This window comes from Bacillus sp. FSL R5-0512 (genome assembly GCF_038593295.1).
Taxonomy (GTDB): domain Bacteria; phylum Bacillota; class Bacilli; order Bacillales; family Bacillaceae; genus Bacillus; species Bacillus safensis.
Window position 1 is genome coordinate 1,429,800 of sequence record NZ_CP151982.1, and the last position, 22,895, is coordinate 1,452,694.

Sequence of the window (22,895 nt, forward strand, 5' to 3'; positions counted from 1 at the left end):
TTTTCTCATCAAAATGATGACCCAAAGGTGTGGACAAGCAGCTTTGAATGGGGTGAAGAATATATATGCGGCCTGATCATGAAAATGAAAAGATCGTCAATATAGAAGAACGGATTCCTAAAATTAAAGAACAAAGGAAGCAGAAAGCGAATCGGAGACTAATCTCTTTTATTCTACTGTTTTTTATCATGGTTTTAATCATTATTTATTTGCAGACACCAATCAGTAAAATTTCTTCTTTAACTATTACGGGTAACGAGCATGTCCCTACAAAACAGCTTGTGAAACTTTCCCAGATTAAAGAAGGCGAAACAGAGTTTTGGAATTTAAATAAAGATTTAACAGCAGATCATATTAAACAAAACAAACTGATTAAAAGTGTCAGTATCAAAAAACATTTTCCAAATAAGGTTAGTATTGCTGTCAAAGAATATGCCAATATTGCTTATCTTCAAAAGGGAAATCTATACTATGAGCTTCTTGAAAATGGGACAGTATTGCCAGAAGAAGTCACACCAAGTCATGCAGGACCTATTTTTGTTGATTGGGACAATAAAGAGAAGCTGAAGCAAACGGTTAGAACTTTAAATCAGCTGCCAGCCTCTATTCAGGAACTCATCTCAGAAATATATTATGTGCCGACAAGCTCAAACCAGTGGCTCGTTAAATTTTATATGAATGACGGGAACACCGTGATTGCATCAATTAAAACATTCGCTGATAAAATGAAAACCTATCCTGCCATTGTAAAAGAACTTTCGCCATCTGAAAAAGGCACAATCCATATGGAAGTCGCGACGTATTTTGAAGCGTTTAAATCTAAGAAAAAGGAAGATGAACGTTGAGAGGCAAAACAGTTATATTCTCAATTGTAATGCTTGTTCTTGGTTTTCTGATTTCTTTTTCATACCAATATACAAAGCAGCATCAGGCAGATGTCATCCGAACAGAGCAATGGAAAAAAGAATATTCCTTGAAAAGTCAGCTGACAAAGCAAGAAAAGGCGAATCAGAAACTTGAAAAAGAATTATATAGCCTACAATCACAGGTTCAAGCCACTGAGGCCAATTTGAAAAATGAAAAAGAGCAGTATTTTAATGTATTGGAAGATGTTGAGAAATACAGGATGTTTACAGGAGAGATCGGTGTAAAAGGAAAAGGGGTAAAAGTATCCCTTGAAGATGCATCTTATATCCCGAGTGGACAAAATGTCAATAATTACATTGTTCATGAGAGCCACATTTTTCATGTGATAAACGAACTGTTTATATCAGGGGCCTCTGCTGTATCTATTAATGGACAGAGAATTACACACCAATCGTACATACATTGTAACGGCCCAGTTGTCACAGTTGACGGGGTTCAGCATCCAGCGCCATTTGTTATTTCTGCTATTGGTGATCCGGCTGTGTTAATACCTGCATTAAATATTGCAGGAGGAGTAGTCGATCAGCTGACAAGTGATCACATTTCGATGACGATTGAAAAAAAGGATATTCGTATGAATCCTCTTTTAAAACACAAAGATTAAAAGTGAAAAGGTGAGTGGTGTTGAGGAAAAAGAAGCCTTTACTTAGTTTGACAGCCTTAATGGTGATATTCGGCATCATGGTCTCCATCCAATTTAATTCATTGCAAAAGCCCAAAGTTCGTGATACTCGCGATGTGTGGGAGCTAAGAGAGGATTTATCTGCATCTAAAAGTAAAGAATTGGATTTACTGAAAGAAATTGATAAATACGATGAAATGCTGAAAAAGTATGGTCATCAAGGAGATCAATCAAAAGAAGCTCAACTGACAAAAACATTAAAAGATTTAAAAGAAAAGGCTGGTTTTACAGAAGTGACAGGGGAAGGAATTGAAGTTGACATCTCTCAGCTTTTCTCCAAGGAACTGACCGGGGAAGAAGTGAAAAATATCCCGCCTGATCTTCTGAAAAAGTTAATCAACGAAGCAAATATGTATGGGGCAAAACATATTTCCATTAATGACCACCGTGTGATTAATACAAGTGTGATTCGAGATATTAATGGCACGACGAAAATGGATGGCTACAGCTTAGATGGTGATGAAGTGACCATCAAGATGATCAGCGACCAGGCCGACAAATTATATAGCCGTTTAAATGTATCAGATATTGGTGATTTGTTTGCTCAGGAAAATTTCGGCTTAAGTATTAGCCAGCCGAAGCAGCAAATTCAATTAAAAGCATATGACGGTGCGATTCAGTTAAACGAGTTGAAGCCTCTTGACGATGTAAAGGAGGGAAAATCTTAATGTGGCTTCCTGTACTTGGCTTAATCATAGGAGTTGCGATCGGTTTCTTAACAAATTTTACGATACCGAATGAGTATTCTAATTATCTTTCCCTCGCTGTACTTGCTGCGCTTGATACATTGATTGGTGGAATCAGGGCACATCTGCAAGGGGCATACGATGAACTAGTGTTTGTATCAGGCTTTTTCTTTAATATTATACTTGCAATAAGTTTAGCTTTTCTGGGCGTCCATCTTGGTGTAGACTTGTATTTAGTCGGAATGTTTGCTTTCGGCGTTAGATTGTTTCAAAATATAGCAGTTATTCGAAGAATTCTACTAACAAAATGGACAATTTCTAGAGAAAAAAAGAAAAAAAGTGAGTCATAAAAAAGGATATACATATGATGTAACGAATATTTTCAGTAATCCTAATAAAAAATGTTGATTTTTTAAGTTTTGTTACACACTTGTAAAAACACATTCATTGTATTGTTGTTCAGCAAATAATAGAATAGAAAGTATTGATATGTGAGGAGGTGCCATAGAATGAACAACAATGAAATTTACGTCAGCCTTGACATCGGTACATCCAATATAAAAGTCATCGTCGGAGAAATGGCGGATGATTCGCTTAACATTATAGGTGTTGGAAATGTCCCTTCAGAAGGGTTAAAAAAAGGATCGATTGTTGATATAGATGAGACAGTTCATTCTATTAGACAAGCATTTGAACAGGCTGAAAGAATGGTAGGTTTTCCTTTACAAAAGGCGATTGTCGGAATTAACGGAAACCACATTCATATTCAGAACACGAGCGGCGTGGTCGCAGTATCTAGTGAAAACAAAGAAATACATGCTGAAGATGTGAGACGTGTCTTAGATGCTGCACAGGTAGTATCTATTCCTCAAGAACATCTCGTCGTAGACGTCATCCCGAGACAATTTATCGTCGACGGAAGAGATGAGATCACTGATCCGAAAAAAATGCTTGGTGTTCGGCTAGAGGTGGATGGAACGTTAATTACAGGTTCTAAGACGATTCTACATAACTGGCTCCGATGTGTAGAAAGAGCTGGAATTGAAATTATGGATATTTGCTTGCAGCCGCTCGCATCGGGCTCAGCAGCATTATCGAAAGATGAAAAAAATCTAGGGGTAGCTCTCGTCGATATTGGCGGCGGATCTACAACGATTTCCGTATTTGAAAACGGGCATCTCTATTCTACTCACAGTATCCCTTTGGGCGGAGAGAACATTACAAAAGATTTGTCTATAGGACTTAGAACTTCTACTGAAGAAGCTGAACGAATCAAAAAACAATTTGGACATGCGTTTTATGATGAGGCATCGTCTGAGGAAACATTTGAAGTTTCTGTCATCGGTACCGATCAGAAACAGACGTATACACAGCTTGAAGCGGCTAATATCATCGAGGCGCGGCTGGAAGAAATCTTGCTCTTTGTGGCAGAGGAATTAAGAAATATGGGTGTCCATGATTTGCCTGGAGGATTCGTTTTAACAGGTGGACAGGCAGCTATACCAGGTATCCTTTCTCTTGCACAAACGGTCTTGCAAAACAATGTTAGAATTGCAAGTCCGAATTATATTGGGGTGAGAGAACCTCAGTATATGACAGGAGTGGGTCTGATCCACTTTGCTTATCGCAATGCAAAGATTCAGGGCAGACAGGTTGGATTCCAAATGCCGGATGAGGCGTTTCATGAAGTAGGCGCGTCCATGGAGCCGGTTTCTTCTGCACCACAAGTAAAAGAAGCGCAGCCAAGACCGAAAGTAAAACAAAAAGCACAAGAAGAGACAAATAAAAAACCGGGCAAAATGAAAAAACTATTTAATATGTTCTGGGAATAGAATTAGATTTTCGACGGATTAGGAGGATTCAGCATGTTGGAGTTTGAAACAAATATAGACGGCCTAGCATCAATTAAAGTAATCGGAGTAGGTGGAGGCGGAAATAACGCTGTCAACCGAATGATCGAAAATGACGTACAAGGTGTCGATTTCATTGCAGTCAACACAGATGCACAGGCGTTAAATCTATCAAAAGCAGAAACGAAAATGCAAATCGGTGCTAAGCTGACAAGAGGGCTTGGAGCAGGTGCGAATCCTGAAGTCGGTAAAAAAGCTGCTGAGGAAAGCAAAGAACAGATTGAAGAAGTATTAAAAGGCGCAGACATGGTCTTTGTTACTGCTGGTATGGGCGGTGGAACTGGTACGGGTGCTGCACCTGTCATTGCAAAAATCGCAAAAGATTCTGGTGCATTGACAGTTGGAGTCGTGACTCGTCCTTTCACATTTGAAGGAAGAAAGCGTCAGCTTCAAGCAGTCGAAGGAATTGCTTCTATGAAGGAAGCAGTTGACACATTAATTGTGATTCCAAATGATCGCTTGCTTGAAATTGTTGATAAAAACACGCCAATGCTTGAAGCATTCCGTGCAGCAGATAACGTGCTACGACAAGGTGTTCAAGGGATCTCAGATCTTATTGCTACACCAGGTTTAATCAACCTTGACTTTGCTGACGTGAAAACGATCATGTCCAATAAAGGTTCTGCTCTTATGGGTATCGGTGTTGCGACTGGTGAAAATCGTGCCGCTGAAGCTGCGAAGAAAGCTATTTCTTCACCACTTCTGGAAACGGCAATCGACGGTGCACAAGGTGTCATCATGAATATTACTGGTGGTACGAACCTAAGTCTTTATGAGGTACAAGAAGCAGCGGACATTGTGGCTTCTGCATCTGATGAAGATGTAAACATGATTTTCGGTTCTGTCATTAATGATAACTTGAAGGATGAAATTGTGGTAACCGTGATCGCAACGGGATTTATTGAGCAAGAGCCAGAGGTGTCAAAACCACAAAGAAATCCATTAGGGCAAGGATTAAAGCAAAATCAATCCATTCCTCAAAAACGTGAAGTAAAGCGTGAGGAACATCAGCAGTCATCATCTCAGCCGAGACAAAATACACAATCAAGCGATGATACGCTGGATATCCCAACGTTCTTGCGCAATCGTAATAAACGCTAATCGAGTATCACTCATCCCCTTCCACCGGAAGGGGATTTTTTCATGTCCAATATATAAAGAAACCTGTATCACTCCTAATCAAAAAGTCTTAAATCTGTCTGGGCTACTTTATTCAACATATGTATTTCGACTTAGAGTGATTAAGTAAAAAGAATCATTTTTAAATCCTATTACAAAAAGCGACAAAATGATGAACTTTATTTGACTACATTAAATAGAACACCATGAATCTTGTCATGAACAAAGGAAAGGGAGGAGTTAAACCCATACACTGTTTGACCATTTGAGGAGGAGGGATTTGATTGAAAGTGAAGTTTCGCAAGACCGCCGGCTATCGTTTGATGAGTCTTTTGGTGATTGGTACTTTAACGATGACAAGCTTTGGGATGGTTCAAGCAAAATCGACTTCTACCTCATATCAAGAGGAAGCTGTTTCCTCCAAGAAAACAAAAGCAAAGATCTCATCTAGATTAATGAAACAGTTTCAACAAGAAGACAAGGTGACCTTTTTAGTCAAAATGAAGGAACAAACCAATGTCAAAAAAGTGGCGAAGGATGCTGTGTCAAAGGCCAAAAAACAGAAGTTAACAGCAGCTAAAACGCAGTACACAAAAAGATCAGCTGTCGTATCAGAACTAAGAGCGACGTCTGAAGAGACGCAAGAAGCGCTGCTTGCTTATTTACAAAAGGCACAAAAGAAAAAGCAAGTGAAGGATATTCATTCGTACTATATTGTAAATGGTCTCGCTGTGACGGGAACGAAAGAAGTCATGGAAAAGGTGGCTTCCTTCCCAGAAGTAGATCAAGTGCTGCCAAATGAAATCCGTCAAATCCATCGTCCTGTTGATTTGAAAACTTCAAAGAAAAACAAACAAATCAAAGCAGCAGATGGAATCGAGTGGAACATTTCTCAAGTTCATGCCCCAGAAGCGTGGGCTTTAGGCTATGACGGAACTGGTACCGTTGTGGCAAGTATTGATACAGGTGTGGAATGGGATCATCCTGCATTAAAAGAAAAATACCGTGGATTTGATCCTGCACGTCCGAATGAACCTTCTCATGAATTCAATTGGTACGATGCAACGACAGGTTCTGAAGCGCCATACGATGATTTAGAGCATGGTACACATGTAACGGGAACGATGGTTGGCTCTGAGCCAAATGGAGAGAATCAAATTGGAGTCGCACCAGGTGCAAAATGGATCGCGGTGAAAGCTTTCTCAGAAGATGGTGGATCAGATGCTGATCTGCTTGACGCAGGTGAATGGATTTTAGCTCCAAAAGATAAAAACGGAACCCCTCATCCAGAAAAGGCGCCAGATGTGGTCAATAATTCTTGGGGCGGTGGGCCTGGTCTTGATGATTGGTATAAAGATGTGGTCAATGCTTGGAGAGCAGCGGACATCTTCCCAGAATTTTCAGCTGGTAATACGGATTTATTTAACCCTGGCGGTGAGGGATCTATTGCAAATCCTGCGAACTATCCCGAAGCCTTTGCGACGGGTGCAACAGATCAAAACAACAAACTGGGTTCTTTCTCTTTGCAAGGTCCCTCTCCATATGGGGTCATGAAACCAGATATTGCGGCCCCAGGGGTAAACATTCGTTCTTCTATTCCAGGGAAAGGATATGAGGATGGCTGGAATGGAACCTCGATGGCAGGTCCGCATGTTTCAGCTGTTGTGGCTCTTCTGCGCCAAGTACAGTCAGATCTGTCTGTTGAAGAGATTGAAGAAATTCTCATTGATACTGCAAAACCACTGACAGATCAACAATTCCCGGAATCCCCTAACAATGGCTATGGGGCAGGATTAGTTGATGCAAAAGAAGCGATTACAGCATTAACAGATGGAATTGGCAAGATTGAAGGGCAGGTAACAAAAGAAGGAGAAGATACAGAACCACCTGTATTTTCTCATAAAGGACCGAATGAAATTTTTGCCTCTACGCCAACACCTCTTAGTATTACAGCAGAAGATGAAGTAGCTGTGACAAATGTCTCCTTGAGCTATCAAGTGGATCAAGGGAAAAGGGAGACGCTTCAAGCAAAACGAACGGATGGAAATCATTTAAAAGGGACATATGTTGTCCAGCTCCCAGAACTTGAGGGGGAAAACGTCACGTACCGATGGATTGTGAAAGATTTTGGAGAAAATGAAGCCGCATCAGAACCGTATACGCTTCCGATTAAAACATCCATCACGACTGGCTACTCGCAAGATTTTGAAGCTTGGCCAAGTGGATGGTTCAGTGGTGGAACAAAAGATCCTTGGCAGTGGGGGAAGCCGACCACAGGTCCGAAACAGGCCTTTACTGGAGATCATGTCTACGCTACAAACCTAGACAGTCCTTATGAAAATCAAACAGATGCTCATTTATCTATGCCGATGATTGCTGTACCTGAGTCAGGCTCCTCCTTTTTACAATTTCAATACTGGCATGACCTTGAAGCAAATTATGACTATGTGCATATTCATGTGCAGCCTGAGGGGGAAGATGCTGTCCAAGTGGCAGCCTACACAGGCAAAACAAGTGGATGGACAAAAGGAGAAGTTGATTTATCTGCCTACAAAGGTCAGAACGTGAGAGTTATTTTTCAGCTAAGAACGGATGGCAGTGTGACAAAAGACGGTTTTTATTTAGATGATGTGAAAATAACAGATCAAGCCTTGCCTCAAAAGGCAAAGAAACAACTTGGCGTCATCAAAAAAGAAAAGCCAGCACAGGAGCAGAAGAAACCCGTCGATCCGAAAAGTGCAAAGCCTGCTAAACTAAAAGAAAAGCATGTCCAGATGAAAAAGGAAAAAAGCTTAGATGCCCCATCTATTAAAGCTCTTCCGATGAAGGCAGAAATCAGTGTTCTTGAAAGCGGCAAGTCCACGTACACAGATGAAGCGACAGGGAGATATCAGCTTTCTCATGGTGCAGGGGAATTTACAGTGAAAGCTGAAGCATATGGCTTTGAATCACGCACACAAAAAGTCAATATTTCTGCAAATGATCAGGCAGAGGCAAATTTCTCCTTACAGCCACTTGAGAAACGAACGATATCTGGCACAATTGTAAGCGAAGCAACGGGTGAAAAAGTAAAGGATGCTAAGGTTTATCTTGTAGAGGATGCGAAAATTGAGCCGGTGAAAACTGATGAATCTGGTGAGTTTTCTCTAGAGGCATTGAGCGGTGTGTATACAGTCAAAGTATTTGCGAAAGGGTTTAAAGGATATTCGTTTACAGCTGATGTGACAGAAAAGCCGCTTGAAAAAGCAATCAAGCTGGAACCTTTCATCGGTTTTGCTGGCGAAATTGGCTACGATGACGGAACAGCTGAAAATGCGCGGGCGTTCTATGATCCTGGTAATGGCTGGGCGGTGAAATTTTCATTAGAAAAAGGGAAGAAACAAGCGCAGGTCACAGGGGGACTTTTCCGTTTCTGGACAACAGAGTGGCCAGCCCCTGGCGGGAATGAATTTGCGGTTGAAGTGTATGATGCTTCCGGAAAGGACGGTGCTCCAGGTAAGAAAATCGCGGGACCTTTTAAAGCGAATGCGCTGCGTAATGGTGAATGGACAAAAGTAGATTTAGAAGATCAAGCCATTACGGTGGATGGAGATTTCTATCTTGTCTATATTCAAACGAAAAAGAATACGGAATCTCCAGGCCTTGCAACAGATGAAGATGGACCAAATGCTGAAAGAAGCTGGCAGCTGACAAGCGGTGCCTTTTCTCCTTCTCCAAAAGAAGAGGGAAATTATATGATTCGTGCGCTTGTCCAATATGAAGCAGATGTGCCAGAAATAACATCTCCAAAGGCTGGAACGATCACGAACAAAGATGAACTGGAGATTGAAGGTAAAGCCTCTCCAGGGCTTGATGTAGCGATCTATCAAAACGATAAAGAGATTGCCAAAGTGAAAGCAGATCAGTCGGGTGCTTTCAAAGAGAAGGTTACAGTGTCAAGCGGAGAGCATGTATTTACGGCTGCCACTGTTACGGATAAAGGCGCAACGAAAAAATCCAAATCAGTCAAGTTGATCATTGATCAAACAGCCCCAGTGGTAACGATAGATACACCAAAAAAAGGGGAAAAATCTAACAAAGAATCACTCACTGTAGAAGGAAAGGTAACCGATGATCATCTTGATCAAGTCACTGTGAATGGAAAAAAGGCAGCAATAAAAGATGGGAAATATTCTGCAAGAATCCTGCTTGAGAACGGGAAAAATACGATCAAAGTTACAGCAAAAGATGCAGCAGGAAACAAAGCGACTAAAAAAGTCGATATCGATGTTCAATACGAAGCGCCTGAGATTTTTAAGCTGACACCAGCAGAGAATGTCAATCTATCATCAGGTGAGTCTGTTAAAATTTCATTTAACAGCAGAGAAAAGCTAGACGCAACGTTTGTCATTCATATGCCGCTGACAAACGCGAGATCAAAGCTGCAAAATACAACAGAGCTGCCGCTTCGCGAGGTAGCCGGCGGAACATATGAAGGCTACTGGACAGCTACTTCTACCGCCAAAGCAAAAGGTGCAGTCATTGAAGTGATTGTTCGGGATGATTATGGAAATGTTACTCGACAAAAGGCTTCAGGCACATTAAATATCAATGAAAAATAATCCTTAAAAAAAGGCACGACTCCTTGGAGCGTGTCTTTTTCGTTTCGAATAATTGTTTGAAAGCTTGTCCGGAAGCACACTCTCTTGCTTTGTGCTCTCATTCCTCGACAAAAACAATAACAATCCACCAAAAGTTCTCTATCATCCCCAACAAGAATTGACAGACTTCCATCTCTTGGCTGTTTTATACTGGTACAAACAAGTGCAAGTACTGCTTTTGATTCTTTGTTTCAGATGAAAGGAGCAGAAGGTGGTCATTTATTTAGATGTGATTTGGCTGTTAAACTTTTGTTTTGATCTATTGCTTCTCTTACTCACTGCATTTATTCTCAAACGACAAGTAAAAAAACGGCGATATATGTTAGGAGCTCTGATTGGATCGAGCATTGTTCTCTTGCTCTTTACACCATTTGCAATGTTTGTGTCACACCCTTTGGGCAAACTGCTTTTTTCTGTCTTGATCGTGCTTGCTACTTTTGGATTTCAAAGATTTCGATCCTTTTTTCAAAACCTGTTTGCTTTTTACTTTATCACATTTTTGATGGGAGGAGGCATGATCGGGGTTCATTCGTTTTTACAAACCAATACTGTTATTCAAGACGGGCTGTTGATTTCACAAAATGATGGCTTTGGTGATCCCATTAGCTGGCTTTTCGTTTTAACCGGCTTTCCTGCGATTTGGCTGTTTTCAAAGAAAAGATTAGGAGAGGTCGGTGCGAAAAAAAGACAGTTTGATGAACAAGTCCTTGTGGAGATACACATTCACGGGGAGATCATCCGTTTAAAGGGACTCGTCGATTCCGGTAATCAGCTGTATGATCCTATGACGAAAACACCTGTGATGATCGTTCAAGCAGATCAGCTCATGTCCATTTGCGGAGAGCCATTTATAGAGCTTATGAAGCAGTCTCATCCTGTTGAAGTGATGCAAAAGCTCGATGATCAATTTCCGCTTCTTGACCGTTTAAGACTTGTTCCATATCGAGCGGTCGGTCATGATCACGGGTTTCTTCTATGCTTAAAACCAGATACGGTCATCATTTATTCAAAGACGCATATGATCCAGCCAGCCAAGTGTTTTGTAGGCATGAGTCTGAGCGGTTTATCAGCAGATCAGGAATTTCAATCCATCATTCATCCAGATATGTTAGACGGAAAAATCATCCAAGGGGTGTCTTAAGTTTTGGTGATGTCTTTTATCTTACGAGGTCAACTTGACATTTAGAAGGGAGAAGAAGATGAAAAAATTAAAATTTAAACTCACTTACTACTGGTATAAACTCCTCATGAAGCTAGGTCTTAAGAGTGATGAGATTTATTATATTGGTGGTAGTGAGGCGCTGCCGCCGCCATTATCAAAGGATGAAGAGCAGGAACTGCTTGTCAAATTACCAAAAGGTGATCAAACAGCAAGGGCTATCCTGATTGAAAGAAATTTGCGGTTGGTGGTCTACATCGCAAGAAAATTTGAAAACACAGGGATTAATATTGAGGATTTAATTAGTATTGGAACTATTGGCCTGATTAAGGCAGTCAATACATTTAATCCAGAAAAAAAGATCAAGCTTGCGACATATGCTTCGAGATGTATTGAAAACGAGATTTTGATGTATTTGCGCCGAAATAATAAAATTCGTTCAGAAGTGTCGTTTGATGAGCCGCTCAACATTGATTGGGACGGAAATGAACTGCTTTTATCAGACGTACTTGGAACAGATGATGATATTATCACACGGGATATTGAAGCAAATGTAGATAAAAAACTGTTGAAAAAAGCGCTGGAGCAATTAAATGACCGCGAAAAGCAGATTATGGAGCTCAGATTCGGTTTAGTTGGCGGTGAAGAAAAAACCCAAAAAGATGTCGCTGATATGTTAGGCATTTCCCAGTCGTATATTTCAAGACTTGAAAAAAGAATTATTAAACGATTACAAAAAGAATTTAACAAAATGGTCTAAAAAATTTTTTTTGAAAGCTCTGTCCCTTTGCTGTCAAAGGTATCAACTTCTTTTCTCATGATTCTCATCATCACTCGTGCATATTTTTCCATCCCAAGGAGATACTGAACTTTGTACAACAGCTCCTGTAGGGAGGGAAAAAAGTGTCCAGAAATAAAGTGGAAATCTGCGGAGTCGACACCTCCAAACTGCCTGTTCTGAAAAACGAAGAGATGAGAAAATTGTTCAGACAGCTGCAGGATGAGGGTGACGATACAGCAAGAGAAAAGCTAGTCAATGGCAATTTGCGGTTGGTTTTAAGTGTGATTCAGCGTTTTAACAACAGAGGCGAGTATGTGGATGATCTCTTCCAAGTAGGCTGTATCGGATTAATGAAATCAATTGATAATTTTGATTTAAGCCACAATGTCAGATTTTCAACTTATGCGGTCCCTATGATCATAGGAGAAATCCGTCGATACTTGCGTGATAACAACCCAATTCGGGTGTCTCGTTCACTTAGAGATATTGCCTACAAAGCGCTTCAGGTTCGTGAGAGGCTGATAAGTGAGACAAGCAAGGAGCCAACGGCAGAAGACATTGCCAAAGTGCTGGAAGTGCCTCATGAGGAAATTGTCTTTGCCCTAGATGCGATTCAAGATCCTGTTTCTTTGTTTGAACCGATCTATAATGACGGAGGAGATCCGATTTATGTGATGGATCAAATTAGTGATGATCGGAACAAAGACACACAATGGGTAGAGGAATTGGCCTTAAAAGAGGGAATGCGCCGATTGAATGATCGAGAAAAAATGATTCTGCGCAAACGCTTCTTCCAAGGAAAAACGCAAATGGAAGTCGCTGAAGAGATCGGAATTTCTCAAGCACAAGTCTCAAGACTTGAAAAAGCAGCCATTAAACAAATGAATAAAAACATCTTTTAAAGCCGCCGCTTCATGTGCGGCTTTTTTCATTCTTGGAAAGAGCACGTCTCTAGTATTGACTCTGTTATTTTTTTCATTTAATCTGTTTTTAACAAATGTTATTTTAGATATCATTTGTTAGGGAACACTTAAGCGGAAAGAAGGGTTATTATGACATTCCATGATGAAAGAAGGCTGCTCATTAAGGTTGCGCATATGTATTATGAAGAAGGCGCCACTCAATCTAAAATAGCAGAAGCGGTTGGGGTTAGCCGTTCGCTCATATCGAAATATTTGGCAAAAGCACGTGAAGCAGGAATCGTGGAAATCATTATTCATGATGAAGTGAATCAACAATATGGATCATTAGAAAGAAAAATAGAGCGGAAATATGGGCTGCGAGAAGTCGTCTGTGTGGAAACGCTCAGTCAAGAAACAACAAAAAGCCGAATTGGCGCTGCGGCGGCAGGCTTTTTATTAAAAGTCATGAAGGATGGACAAGTCATCGGTTTTTCCTCAGGAACCACTTTGCATGAAATGGCGAAAGCGCTTACGTCAGTTCAGCACTACCCATCTGTGACATTTGTTCCTCTAGTCGGGGGTGTGGGAAACGAAGATGTTGATATCCATGCCAATTATATTATTGCGAGATGCACAGAGGCACTCAAATCTAAATGTGAGTTTTTACATGTGCCTGTCATGCTTGATACGAAAGAAGCGAAGGATGTACTGATTCGGCAGCCGTCAATCAAAAAAGTGATTGAACTAGGAGAATCATCAAATATTGCGGTTGTCGGGATTGGCGGGGTTCCGCAGCATTCAACGATGGTGAAATCTTATATGACAAGCGGAGAGGAGGATATTCTTCAAGCGAAGGATGTAGCGGGTGACATTTGCTATAACTTTATTGATCACCAAGGGGAAGTGTATCCTCACCCATGGAACAACAGGGTAATGGGCATAAGCCCGCAAAAGCTGAAAGAAATCCCGCTAGTCATTGGTGTCGCTGGAGGAGAAGAAAAAATTGAAGCGATCCGGGCAGCATTAGAAGGTGGATTAATTCATGTATTAATTACGGATGAACGAACAGGAGATGCCTTATTAAAGTAACTACCTAATCATATTAGGTAGTTTTTTTGAGCCTTTAGACTCAAAAAGATTGAAAATTTTATCGATTTTATCTTGACACAAAGTTGACACATCATATAAACTAAGTTCATAACAAATGATAAATAAAATAACAAATGTTACAAGAAACAGATTTTTGTTAATTTTTATAACATTTGTTAAAAGTTTCAGATTATTTTTCTAGCAATCTACCCGAGAAGCAAGAAAACCTGAAAGGATGATTTAGATGTCAATCTATCAACAGTTGTTAGCTCGAGAACGCAGTGGAGATCCAATCAAAGTAGGAATTATTGGGGCAGGCCAAATGGGCTTTGGACTTATTTCACAAATTTCTAAAATTCCAGGCATGATTGTAGCAGGTGTTTGTGATATTCACCTTAGTGCAGCAGAGAAGGCAGCGAATTTTTACAAGCAGCATGCGAAGCCGCATCAAATGGTCGTCACAAATGATTATAGAGAAGTAATTCAATCAGATTTTGTGGAAGTTGTCGTAGATGCAACAGGAGTGCCAGAGGTCGGAGCAAACATTTCTTTGGAAGCGCTTAATTCAAAGAAACATCTCGTTCTTTTAAATGTAGAAGTTGATATTACCATCGGTTTGGTGATGCATAAATTATTCACAAATGCAGGGCTTGTTTATTCTGGATCAGCTGGAGACGAACCCGCAGCTACACTAGAATTATATGAATTTGCAAAAACAATGGGACTTGAGGTGCTCGTTGCTGGGAAAGGCAAGAACAACCCATTCTTCCCAGAAGCAAATCCAGATACGTGTAAAGCAGAAGCAGATAGTAAACATATGAGTGCACATATGCTCGCTGCCTTCCAAGACGGAACAAAAACAATGGCAGAAATGAACTTATTAAGTAACGCGACAGGGCTTTTGCCAGATAAAGTCGGTATGCACGGAGTCGAAGCAAATTTAGAGAATGTAGCAGATAAATTGAATCAAAAACAACAAGGCGGCGTGCTCGATAACTTCGGAGTCGTGGAATATGTAAACGGACTTGCTCCAGGTGTATTCGTTATCGTCAAGAGTGATCTAGAGCCAGTAGATGAAGAGCTTCGTTACTTAAAAGTTGGAAAAGGTCCTCACTACACGCTTTACCGTCCTTTCCACTTAGCGAGCCTTGAAACACCTGTTACGATCGCAAAAGCGGTCTTACAGCATGATTCATCGATCCACCCGATTGGTGTACCAGTCTCAGAAACAGTCGCTGTTGCGAAAAGAGATATTAAAGCAGGGGAATCACTTGACGGAATTGGCGGATACTCCGTAAGAGGTGTACTTGAAACACATCAAGACATGAAAACGAACGGTCACATTCCAATTGGCTTAATCAGCGGAAAAGTTGTAGCGAAAAAAGACATCAAATTAGGACAGTTCCTTACTCATGATGATGTAGAGCTTGATTCAAACACAACCGTCTGGAAGCTGCGTTCATTACAAGATCACTTATTTCAATCATAAGGACGTGAAGCTATGGAAAAATTAGCAATCGTACTTTGTATCATTCTCATTGTGCAATATGGGTTATCTTTTATCCAAATCAAGTATTACCGCAAAAGCATGGACTCACTAATTGATGACTACAGAGGGAAACAGGGATATCACTTATTTTCAGGAATGGAACGGCGCAAAGTTGGCCCTGGAGCCATTGCGCTCATCATTGTGGATGAATCATATATCATTCAAAAATGCCATGTGCTTGGCGGCGTGTCGATCTTATCTAAATTTAAAGAAGTCCCTGCATATGAAGGCAAGCATGTAGGGGCTGTGCTGGACGAGCACCATATGATGAAGAAGACGTTGAAAAAGCGCAAAAAAGCGCCAGCTGTCATGCAAGCACTTTCCATGGCGGCTGAGCAGGCACTTGTCTCGATTTCGAAAAAAAATATAACAAATGTGAACTAAAGAAAGGGGAGATGAAACATGGAATGGATTCAATGGTTTGGAGAGCACTTTATCGGAATGTTTGAAGCCGGCGGAAAGCAGTTCATGGGTCTAATTACAGGTATCGTTCCAACGCTTGTTGTGTTACTTACTTTCACTTATGCTGTCATGAAATTTATTGGAGAAGAGCGAGTGAATAGAGCCATTCAGTTTGCAGCGAAATATACCATTTTGCGCTACACGTTAATGCCGATCTTATCTGTTCTTATTTTGACAAACCCAATGGCTTATACGTTTGGCCGCTTCTTACCTGAAAAACAAAAACCAGCATTCTATGATTCAGCTGTTTCATTTGTTCATCCGGTGACATCACTGTTCCCGTATGCCAACGCAGGAGAACTATTTGTCTACTTAGGAATTGCGAACGGGATTAAAGAAGCTGGATATTCAATGTCAGAGCTTGCTGTTCGTTACTTCTTAGTCGGGATCGTCGTCATTTTACTACGCGGAATCATTACTGAATGGATTACAAAATATTTAGCAGGAAAAATGAAAGCGAATTCACAATAGGGGAGGGTTAGACATGACAAACCACAAAGTATTTGTTGCAAAAGGTGCTGGCGGATGGGGAGAAGGCTTAGAGCTTGAACCAACTGGTAAAAGAAGAAAGGTTGTTTCCATTACAGGGGGAGGCATTCACCCGGTTGCACGTAAAATTGCAGAAATGACAGGGACAGAAGCATGTGACGGCTTTAAAAACTCTATACCAGAAGATGAAATGATGTGTGTTGTCATTGACTGCGGTGGAACAGCGCGAATCGGACTTTATCCAATGAAACGCATTCCTACTGTAGACGTTTTGGCATCCTCTCCTTCTGGGCCGCTTGCTAAACATATTACAGAAGATATCTTCGTATCAGGCGTAACAGAAAAAGATATTTCCTATGCAGAAGCATCTGATGGTGAGGCGAAAGCAGAAGGTCAGGAAAACAGTGAGTCGATTGACAAAGAGAATTTCAAAGAAACGTATGCAAAGCTGAAAGAGGAAAATATTGAGCGGCAGGAAAAAGGCAATTTCCTGATGAGATTCTCACGCGGAATCGGGAAAGTCACCGGTACGTTCTACCAGGCTGGCCGTGATTCTGTTGATATGCTTTTGAAAAACATTATTCCTTTCATGGCATTTGTCAGTATGTTAATTGGAATTATCAATTATACAAAAATCGGTGACCTGATTGCCCATTTTCTATCACCTTTGGCAGGATCTCTTTGGGGGCTCTTACTGCTCGTTGTGGTCTGTACACTGCCGTTCCTATCACCTGTCTTAGGACCTGGAGCAGTCATTGCCCAAGTCATCGGTGTTCTGATTGGTAGTCAAATTGCACTAGGAAACATTCCGCCTCAATTTGCACTACCTGCACTATTTGCCATCAACGGCCAAGTAGGGTGTGATTTTATTCCAGTGGGGCTGTCACTTGGTGAAGCGAAGCCGGAAACGGTACAATATGGGGTACCAGCTGTTTTGTATAGCCGTCTTATTACAGGGGTTCTATCTGTTGTGATCGCATACGTTGCCAGCTTCGGTATGTATTAAGTATTAAAGGAGGAATCGAGATACATGGTAACACAATCTGTCGTAAAAGAAATTGGGATCTTAGTCCCTCAATTTAAAGAAGATAAGCTGATTGTTTTATTTGGACCCGCAGCGCCGCAGGAATTAAGAGATATGTCTGTCATTCATGAGTTCGAGCATCTAGAAGAAGAGCCGCTGAAGCTGGGCGGAACTATTCAAGTGGGCGATCAAACGTACACGATCACAGCCCTCGGCAATAAAGCAAATGACAACTTTAAAGAGCTCGGCCATATTTCGATCTACTTCCAAGAGCCGTTTGATGATGTATTACCAGGTGCTGTTTTTGCATCCCCGCACACGTTTCCTGATATAAAAGAAGGCGTACGAATTGAAATTTCGTAACCATGTAAAAAAAGCTGTTCCTAATTAGGAGCAGCTTTTTTATATGAGGTTTACCAGAAAGAGCATTTACGATATGCTGTAAACATTCATTATTTGTATATTCGGAATTTTTAATCAGGAGGAAGTTATGGTGTCACTTGAATTGAAGAATGTTTCATTAAAAAGAAATGGGAAATGGCTGCTGCAGTCTATTGACTGGCAGGTGAACAAGCAGGAACACTGGGTGCTTTACGGTTTAAATGGTGCGGGAAAAACCGCTTTATTAAATATGCTCTGCTCCTATTATTTCCCCACGTCAGGCGAGATGACAGTGCTGGGACATGTCTTTGGCAAGGAAGCTCTTGGTGAAAAGCTCAGGAGGAAAATTGGTCTCATCTCAGCGGGACTTGAAAAGAAATTGCATAGAGACGACAATGCTTTTGAAATTGTACTTAGCGGCGCATTTGCTTCTATCGGGCTTTATGAAACCCCGACAGATGAAATGAGAGAGAAAGCCATTGATCTATTAAAAGCATTTGGTTCATTCAAATATGCCAACAGAACATATGAAACCCTCTCACAGGGAGAGAAGCAAAAAGTCTTGATTGCGAGGGCTTTAATGAATGATCCGCAGCTTTTGATTTTAGATGAACCTGTGACGGGTCTTGATTTTTTAGCAAGAGAGCAAGTGCTGGAGACCATCTCATTTATTGCAGCAAAGCCTGATGCGCCTACTTTGCTCTATACGACCCATCATGCAGAGGAGATTCTGCCTGTTTTTCAGCACACCTTATTATTAAAAGATGGATCTGTTTTTGATCAAGGAGAAACGAAAGAAATGATGACAAGCGGCTTGCTTTCTTCTTTTTTTGAATGTCCGGTAGATGTCATGTGGAGAAATGGCCGTCCGCATTTAAGTAAATTGTAGATAAAAGAAACTATTGGTCTGCGTCCCTGCTTTTCCATCATACATATTATAGTAGAAAACGAAAGGCGGGGAAGGACAGATGATCAGTATTTCTGAATTCCAAATCAAGGATGTCGTCGATGTATCCAGCGGAAAAAAACTAGGCACCATTGGGGACATTGATATTAATGTGACAAGCGGCAAAATACAAGCGATTATTATTGGCGGCACAGGGAAAATGATGGGATTTTTCGGAAAAGAAGAGGAAATGATCGTCCCTTGGCGAAATATAGTAAAAATTGGCGAAGATGTAATACTTGTCCGATTGTCTTCTTAATTCGTATAACTCCTCAATGAATCATTCAATTTTTCCTTAAAACAAGCTCTCCATTCTCAGCAAACAATGTCTTTTTCGGGTAAAAAGATTACGTTTTCATATCAATTTGAAAAAAAACCTGCAGAAAGGGCACATTTGAGTGTAATATTTAATGAATCCCACTAACTGTCTATGCATGTCTTGTGGTAAAATAGGAGCGATATAAAGAGAGATGAATGAAAGGTGGGAGGCAGCTTTGACACACAAATATGACCCCTTTCAGCAGAAATCACCATATGCAATGACCATTCATGATTGGACGAACATGACATGTTCTGGAAAAGAGGTATTGGCCGGATTTACGACAAAAAATGGCGGCTTCAGCCTACCTCCATATCAATCATTGAACACTGGACTCCATGTAGGAGATGATGCTTCTAGTGTTCAAATGAATCGTCAAGTCATAGCAGATGCTGCTGCTGTGCCGCTCTCTGATTGGGTGTTTGCAGACCAAACACACGAGGATCGCATCCTGAAAGTCACCAAGGAGCAAAGAGGAAGAGGAAGTCTTCATTATCATGAGGCACTGCCTGGTACAGACGGTTTATATACCTCTGAGACGAACATGATGCTCGCTCTTTGTTTCGCTGATTGTGTTCCGCTTTATTTTCTAGCTCCGCAAAACGGATTAATTGGAACGGCTCATGCCGGCTGGAAAGGAACCGTCAAGCAAATTGGTGCTAAGATGGTTGATGAATGGGTCCGCCAAGAAGGTGCCAAGGCCGATCATATTCAAGTCGTCATTGGACCATCCATTGGCAGCTGCTGCTACATAGTCGATGACGCAGTCATGGATCAAGTGAAACAGCTTCCTTTTTCAACAGAGGATGTGTATTCCGAGATTTCACAAGGACAATATAAAATTGATTTGAAAACATTAAACAAAAACGTATTGCTTCATGCAGGAATAAAAGAAGAAAACATACATGTCAGTTCGATGTGCACAAGCTGCAATGATCAGCTATTCTTCTCACACCGGCGTGATCAAGGCAAAACAGGACGTATGATGTCTTTTGTCGGGTTTAAGGAGGCATAAGTGCAATTGAATGTACGAGAGAATCTCAGACAAATAAATGAACAAATAAACGAAGCATGTAAAAGAGCCGGTAGACATCCAGCAGATGTATCGGTCGTTGCTGTGACAAAGTATGTCTCAATTGAACGAGCACAAGAAGCCAAAGAAGCAGGGATTATGCATTTTGGTGAAAATCGTGACCAAGGGATACTTGAAAAGCAGGCGGCCATAACCGATGAAAACATTAGCTGGCACTTCATCGGCAGTTTACAAACACGTAAAGTGAAATCTGTCATTCAGACAATTGACTACTTACATTCGCTCGACAGGATGTCTCTTGCGAATGAAATTGAAAAAAGAGCGGATCACACAGTTCGCTGTTTTGTACAAGTGAACACGTCACTTGAGGAGTCAAAACACGGCTTGAAAAGTGAAGACGTCATTCCATTTGTGAAGCAGCTCGCTGATTTCAAACAGATTGAAATTGCTGGACTGATGACGATGGCTCCATTTACAGAGGATCACACTGTGATTCGAAACTGTTTTAAAACATTAAAAATTCTTCGAGAAGAAGTAAAACATCTTAACCAAGTAAATGCACCTTGTCAGCATTTATCGATGGGCATGTCAAATGATTTTGAAATCGCAATTGAAGAAGGTGCGACATTCGTTCGGATTGGCTCTTCACTTGTTGGAAATGAAACAGGAGGTGCGTGACATGAGCATAAAAAATAAGTTTAAAAGCTTTTTCACTCTCGACGATGAAGAGTATGAGTACGAATATATTGATGAAGAAAGAGAACCCGTTCAAGAAGAAAAAGGAACGAAGGACAAAGCAGCATTTCAAGATCGTCCGCAGACAGGAAAACAAAATGTTGTCAGCTTGCAAAGCGTGCAAAAATCCTCTAAAGTGGTGTTAAGTGAGCCGCGTGTTTATGCAGAAGCGCAGGAGATTGCAGACCATATTAAAAACAGACGTGCAGTCGTCGTGAATTTGCAGCGCATTCAGCATGATCAAGCAAAGCGAATCATTGACTTCTTAAGCGGAACCGTTTATGCAATCGGTGGAGACATCCAGCGTATTGGCTCGAATATATTCCTCTGCACACCTGATAATGTAGATGTATCTGGCACAATATCAGAGCTATTGACAGAGGAAGAACCTCAGAGGTGGTAAATCATAGTGATTCTAAATTTCATTTTTAATATTTTAGGAACGGTATTAACGATTTACTCATTCGCGATTATTATTTACATCTTTATGTCATGGGTGCCATCTGCAAGAGAAACTGTGTTTGGCCGTTTTCTGACAAATATTTGCGAACCGTATTTAGAACCATTTCGTAAAATTATTCCGCCAATCGGCATGATTGACATCTCGCCGATTGTGGCATTGCTTGTGATTCGTTTTGCATCATCATATGGACTAACTGGTCTTTACAATATGATTGTGCGCTTCATGTAAACAGGCTGCCGGGCTTGGCACTGCCAGGCTCTTTTACATAAGAGGGGAACAAAATGAGCGATATCTATCAGCATTTTAGAAAAGACGAACAGCCATTTGTTGACCAAGTGTTAGGCTGGAAAAAAATCGCACTCGACCAATATCGAATGAAATTAACAGATTTTCTTGATCCGCGTGAGCAATTTATTACTGAATCCGTCATCCAGCATGGCGAAGAACTTGGGATCATGTTTTTTGGCGGGTATGAGGGAGCGGAGCGCAAAAGAGCTCTCATTTATCCTGATTATTTAGAACCTTCTATTCAAGATGTTGAGCTGTCATATTTTCAGGTGAACTATGCGAAAAAGTTTATTTCCTTAGAACACCCGAAGCTTCTCGGCTCATTGATTGGGACAGGCTTGAAGCGTCAAAAATTCGGAGATCTATTATTTTCAGAGGAAGATGTGCAATTTATTTGTACAAGTGATGTCGCCGATTTTGTGCGGGCGCAGCTGACACATGTCGGCAGAGCAGCCGTTTCATTAGAGGAAATCACGCAGGCAGAAATAAAGCCAGTGATCACGAAGACTGATATCAAAGAAGATACCATTTCTTCACTTCGGCTGGATGCTGTATGCGCTGCTGTCAGCCGTCAGTCTCGGCAAAAAGCACAGCTTTTAGTTAAAAATGGGCTTGTCAAAGTCAATTGGAAAGTCACTGAGGACCCTTCCTTTACAATCGGTGAAGGCGATCAGCTCTCTGTTCGGGGATTTGGCCGCTTTAGCCTCAAAACGATTGATGGGAAGACCAAAAAAGATAAATTCAAAGTAACATTTGAGCTTCTGACATAACGAACTTGAATCTGGAGGTGGCGAGGTTGCCATTAACACCTAATGATATTCATAATAAAACGTTCACAAAAAGCTTTCGCGGCTATGACGAAGACGAAGTAAACGAGTTTTTAAGCCAAGTACGTAAAGACTACGAGATCGTACTTCGTAAAAAGAACGAGCTTGAAGACAAAGTAAACGAGCTTGACGAAAGACTAGGTCATTTTGCAACAATTGAAGAGACATTAAACAAATCGATTCTTGTGGCGCAGGAAGCAGCGGAAGACGTAAAGCGTCATTCTGATAAAGAAGCAAAATTGATTATTCGTGAAGCAGAGAAAAATGCAGACCGTATTATCAACGAAGCGCTGTCAAAATCAAGAAAGATTGCAATGGAAATCGAAGAGCTGAAGAAACAGTCGAAGGTCTTTAGAACTCGCTTCCAAATGCTCATCGAAGCGCAGCTTGATCTTCTGAAAAATGACGATTGGGATCATTTACTGGAATATGAAGTAGACGCTGTCTTTGACGAAAAAGAATAAGCGCATCATCTTGACATGAC

At 41.0% G+C, this 22,895-nt stretch carries 24 protein-coding genes; all 24 read left to right on the plus strand.

Going from position 1 to position 22,895, the window contains the following annotated elements:
- Window positions 1-65: 65 nt before the first annotated feature.
- The 24 genes from NSQ25_RS07290 (at window position 66) to NSQ25_RS07405 (ending at window position 22,875) form a co-directional block, all read left to right on the plus strand.
- Window positions 66-845, plus strand: coding sequence for a cell division protein FtsQ/DivIB (locus NSQ25_RS07290; RefSeq protein ID WP_061109806.1), 780 nt, complete (start codon window positions 66-68; stop codon window positions 843-845).
- Window positions 842-1,531, plus strand: coding sequence for a DUF881 domain-containing protein (locus NSQ25_RS07295; protein ID WP_034281688.1), 690 nt, complete (start codon window positions 842-844; stop codon window positions 1,529-1,531). The genes NSQ25_RS07290 and NSQ25_RS07295 overlap by 4 nt, the downstream gene beginning before the upstream one ends.
- 20 nt (window positions 1,532-1,551) lie before the next feature.
- Window positions 1,552-2,277, plus strand: a complete 726-nt coding sequence (locus NSQ25_RS07300; RefSeq protein WP_034281689.1) for a DUF881 domain-containing protein — start codon at window positions 1,552-1,554, stop codon at window positions 2,275-2,277.
- Entirely contained in the window at window positions 2,277-2,645 is a 369-nt protein-coding gene (locus tag NSQ25_RS07305; protein ID WP_003210988.1) for a small basic family protein, read from the plus strand. Before NSQ25_RS07300 ends, NSQ25_RS07305 begins: the two co-directional genes overlap by 1 nt.
- Before the next feature lie 159 nt (window positions 2,646-2,804).
- The gene (gene ftsA, locus NSQ25_RS07310; protein WP_034281692.1) at window positions 2,805-4,127 is read left to right on the plus strand and encodes a cell division protein FtsA; all 1,323 of its coding nucleotides are present in this window, start codon (window positions 2,805-2,807) and stop codon (window positions 4,125-4,127) included.
- A 33-nt stretch (window positions 4,128-4,160) separates the two neighbouring features.
- The gene (gene ftsZ / locus NSQ25_RS07315; RefSeq protein WP_024426931.1) at window positions 4,161-5,306 is read left to right on the plus strand and encodes a cell division protein FtsZ; all 1,146 of its coding nucleotides are present in this window, start codon (window positions 4,161-4,163) and stop codon (window positions 5,304-5,306) included.
- A 308-nt stretch (window positions 5,307-5,614) separates the two neighbouring features.
- A complete protein-coding gene (locus NSQ25_RS07320; RefSeq protein WP_231122763.1) occupies window positions 5,615-9,925 on the plus strand; it encodes a S8 family peptidase in 4,311 nt (1,436 codons plus the stop codon).
- Between the two features lie 250 nt (window positions 9,926-10,175).
- The gene (gene spoIIGA, locus NSQ25_RS07325) at window positions 10,176-11,105 is read left to right on the plus strand and encodes a sigma-E processing peptidase SpoIIGA (RefSeq protein WP_046310869.1); all 930 of its coding nucleotides are present in this window, start codon (window positions 10,176-10,178) and stop codon (window positions 11,103-11,105) included.
- A gap of 58 nt (window positions 11,106-11,163) precedes the next feature.
- Window positions 11,164-11,883 (plus strand): RNA polymerase sporulation sigma factor SigE, encoded by a 720-nt coding sequence (gene sigE, locus NSQ25_RS07330; RefSeq protein WP_007499746.1) that lies wholly within the window; start codon window positions 11,164-11,166, stop codon window positions 11,881-11,883.
- A gap of 143 nt (window positions 11,884-12,026) precedes the next feature.
- Window positions 12,027-12,806 carry an RNA polymerase sporulation sigma factor SigG gene (sigG, locus tag NSQ25_RS07335; RefSeq protein ID WP_024424250.1) on the plus strand — a complete coding sequence of 260 codons (780 nt, stop codon included), beginning with the start codon at window positions 12,027-12,029 and terminating at the stop codon, window positions 12,804-12,806.
- Window positions 12,807-12,956: 150 nt separating this feature from the next.
- Complete coding sequence (locus NSQ25_RS07340; RefSeq protein WP_065214327.1) at window positions 12,957-13,895, plus strand: sugar-binding transcriptional regulator; 939 nt, start codon at window positions 12,957-12,959, stop codon at window positions 13,893-13,895.
- Between the two features lie 244 nt (window positions 13,896-14,139).
- Window positions 14,140-15,384: an SAF domain-containing protein gene (locus tag NSQ25_RS07345; protein WP_024426935.1), complete on the plus strand. Its 1,245-nt coding sequence runs from the start codon at window positions 14,140-14,142 to the stop codon at window positions 15,382-15,384.
- Window positions 15,385-15,396: 12 nt separating this feature from the next.
- Window positions 15,397-15,828: a transcriptional regulator GutM gene (locus tag NSQ25_RS07350; protein WP_024424247.1), complete on the plus strand. Its 432-nt coding sequence runs from the start codon at window positions 15,397-15,399 to the stop codon at window positions 15,826-15,828.
- Between the two features lie 18 nt (window positions 15,829-15,846).
- Window positions 15,847-16,377, plus strand: a complete 531-nt coding sequence (locus NSQ25_RS07355) for a PTS glucitol/sorbitol transporter subunit IIC (RefSeq protein ID WP_024424246.1) — start codon at window positions 15,847-15,849, stop codon at window positions 16,375-16,377.
- Window positions 16,378-16,390: 13 nt separating this feature from the next.
- A complete protein-coding gene (locus tag NSQ25_RS07360; protein ID WP_024426936.1) occupies window positions 16,391-17,401 on the plus strand; it encodes a PTS glucitol/sorbitol transporter subunit IIB in 1,011 nt (336 codons plus the stop codon).
- Between the two features lie 24 nt (window positions 17,402-17,425).
- Window positions 17,426-17,782 (plus strand): PTS glucitol/sorbitol transporter subunit IIA, encoded by a 357-nt coding sequence (locus NSQ25_RS07365; RefSeq protein WP_007499733.1) that lies wholly within the window; start codon window positions 17,426-17,428, stop codon window positions 17,780-17,782.
- A gap of 130 nt (window positions 17,783-17,912) precedes the next feature.
- The gene (locus tag NSQ25_RS07370; RefSeq protein ID WP_041118122.1) at window positions 17,913-18,689 is read left to right on the plus strand and encodes an ABC transporter ATP-binding protein; all 777 of its coding nucleotides are present in this window, start codon (window positions 17,913-17,915) and stop codon (window positions 18,687-18,689) included.
- A gap of 79 nt (window positions 18,690-18,768) precedes the next feature.
- Window positions 18,769-19,005, plus strand: coding sequence for a YlmC/YmxH family sporulation protein (locus NSQ25_RS07375; RefSeq protein ID WP_008344958.1), 237 nt, complete (start codon window positions 18,769-18,771; stop codon window positions 19,003-19,005).
- Window positions 19,006-19,240: 235 nt separating this feature from the next.
- Window positions 19,241-20,080: a peptidoglycan editing factor PgeF gene (pgeF, locus tag NSQ25_RS07380; protein WP_024426938.1), complete on the plus strand. Its 840-nt coding sequence runs from the start codon at window positions 19,241-19,243 to the stop codon at window positions 20,078-20,080.
- 6 nt (window positions 20,081-20,086) lie between these two features.
- Complete coding sequence (locus tag NSQ25_RS07385; protein ID WP_251027142.1) at window positions 20,087-20,776, plus strand: YggS family pyridoxal phosphate-dependent enzyme; 690 nt, start codon at window positions 20,087-20,089, stop codon at window positions 20,774-20,776.
- Window position 20,777: 1 nt separating this feature from the next.
- Window positions 20,778-21,236 carry a cell division protein SepF gene (sepF, locus tag NSQ25_RS07390; RefSeq protein WP_024424241.1) on the plus strand — a complete coding sequence of 153 codons (459 nt, stop codon included), beginning with the start codon at window positions 20,778-20,780 and terminating at the stop codon, window positions 21,234-21,236.
- Between the two features lie 6 nt (window positions 21,237-21,242).
- Window positions 21,243-21,524: a YggT family protein gene (locus NSQ25_RS07395; RefSeq protein ID WP_024424240.1), complete on the plus strand. Its 282-nt coding sequence runs from the start codon at window positions 21,243-21,245 to the stop codon at window positions 21,522-21,524.
- Window positions 21,525-21,577: 53 nt separating this feature from the next.
- Complete coding sequence (locus NSQ25_RS07400) at window positions 21,578-22,354, plus strand: RNA-binding protein (RefSeq protein WP_024424239.1); 777 nt, start codon at window positions 21,578-21,580, stop codon at window positions 22,352-22,354.
- Window positions 22,355-22,380: 26 nt separating this feature from the next.
- Entirely contained in the window at window positions 22,381-22,875 is a 495-nt protein-coding gene (locus NSQ25_RS07405; RefSeq protein ID WP_008344947.1) for a DivIVA domain-containing protein, read from the plus strand.
- Window positions 22,876-22,895 lie beyond the last annotated feature (20 nt).

Coding starts and splice junctions, on each gene's coding strand:
- NSQ25_RS07290 (WP_061109806.1), top strand. CDS start 66: ATGCGGCCTGATCATGAAAATGAAAAGATCGTCAATATAGAAGAACGG.
- NSQ25_RS07305 (WP_003210988.1), top strand. CDS start 2,277: ATGTGGCTTCCTGTACTTGGCTTAATCATAGGAGTTGCGATCGGTTTC.
- ftsA (WP_034281692.1), top strand. CDS start 2,805: ATGAACAACAATGAAATTTACGTCAGCCTTGACATCGGTACATCCAAT.
- ftsZ (WP_024426931.1), top strand. CDS start 4,161: ATGTTGGAGTTTGAAACAAATATAGACGGCCTAGCATCAATTAAAGTA.
- sigE (WP_007499746.1), top strand. CDS start 11,164: ATGAAAAAATTAAAATTTAAACTCACTTACTACTGGTATAAACTCCTC.
- NSQ25_RS07340 (WP_065214327.1), top strand. CDS start 12,957: ATGACATTCCATGATGAAAGAAGGCTGCTCATTAAGGTTGCGCATATG.
- NSQ25_RS07345 (WP_024426935.1), top strand. CDS start 14,140: ATGTCAATCTATCAACAGTTGTTAGCTCGAGAACGCAGTGGAGATCCA.
- NSQ25_RS07350 (WP_024424247.1), top strand. CDS start 15,397: ATGGAAAAATTAGCAATCGTACTTTGTATCATTCTCATTGTGCAATAT.
- NSQ25_RS07355 (WP_024424246.1), top strand. CDS start 15,847: ATGGAATGGATTCAATGGTTTGGAGAGCACTTTATCGGAATGTTTGAA.
- NSQ25_RS07360 (WP_024426936.1), top strand. CDS start 16,391: ATGACAAACCACAAAGTATTTGTTGCAAAAGGTGCTGGCGGATGGGGA.
- NSQ25_RS07365 (WP_007499733.1), top strand. CDS start 17,426: ATGGTAACACAATCTGTCGTAAAAGAAATTGGGATCTTAGTCCCTCAA.
- NSQ25_RS07375 (WP_008344958.1), top strand. CDS start 18,769: ATGATCAGTATTTCTGAATTCCAAATCAAGGATGTCGTCGATGTATCC.
- sepF (WP_024424241.1), top strand. CDS start 20,778: ATGAGCATAAAAAATAAGTTTAAAAGCTTTTTCACTCTCGACGATGAA.
- NSQ25_RS07400 (WP_024424239.1), top strand. CDS start 21,578: ATGAGCGATATCTATCAGCATTTTAGAAAAGACGAACAGCCATTTGTT.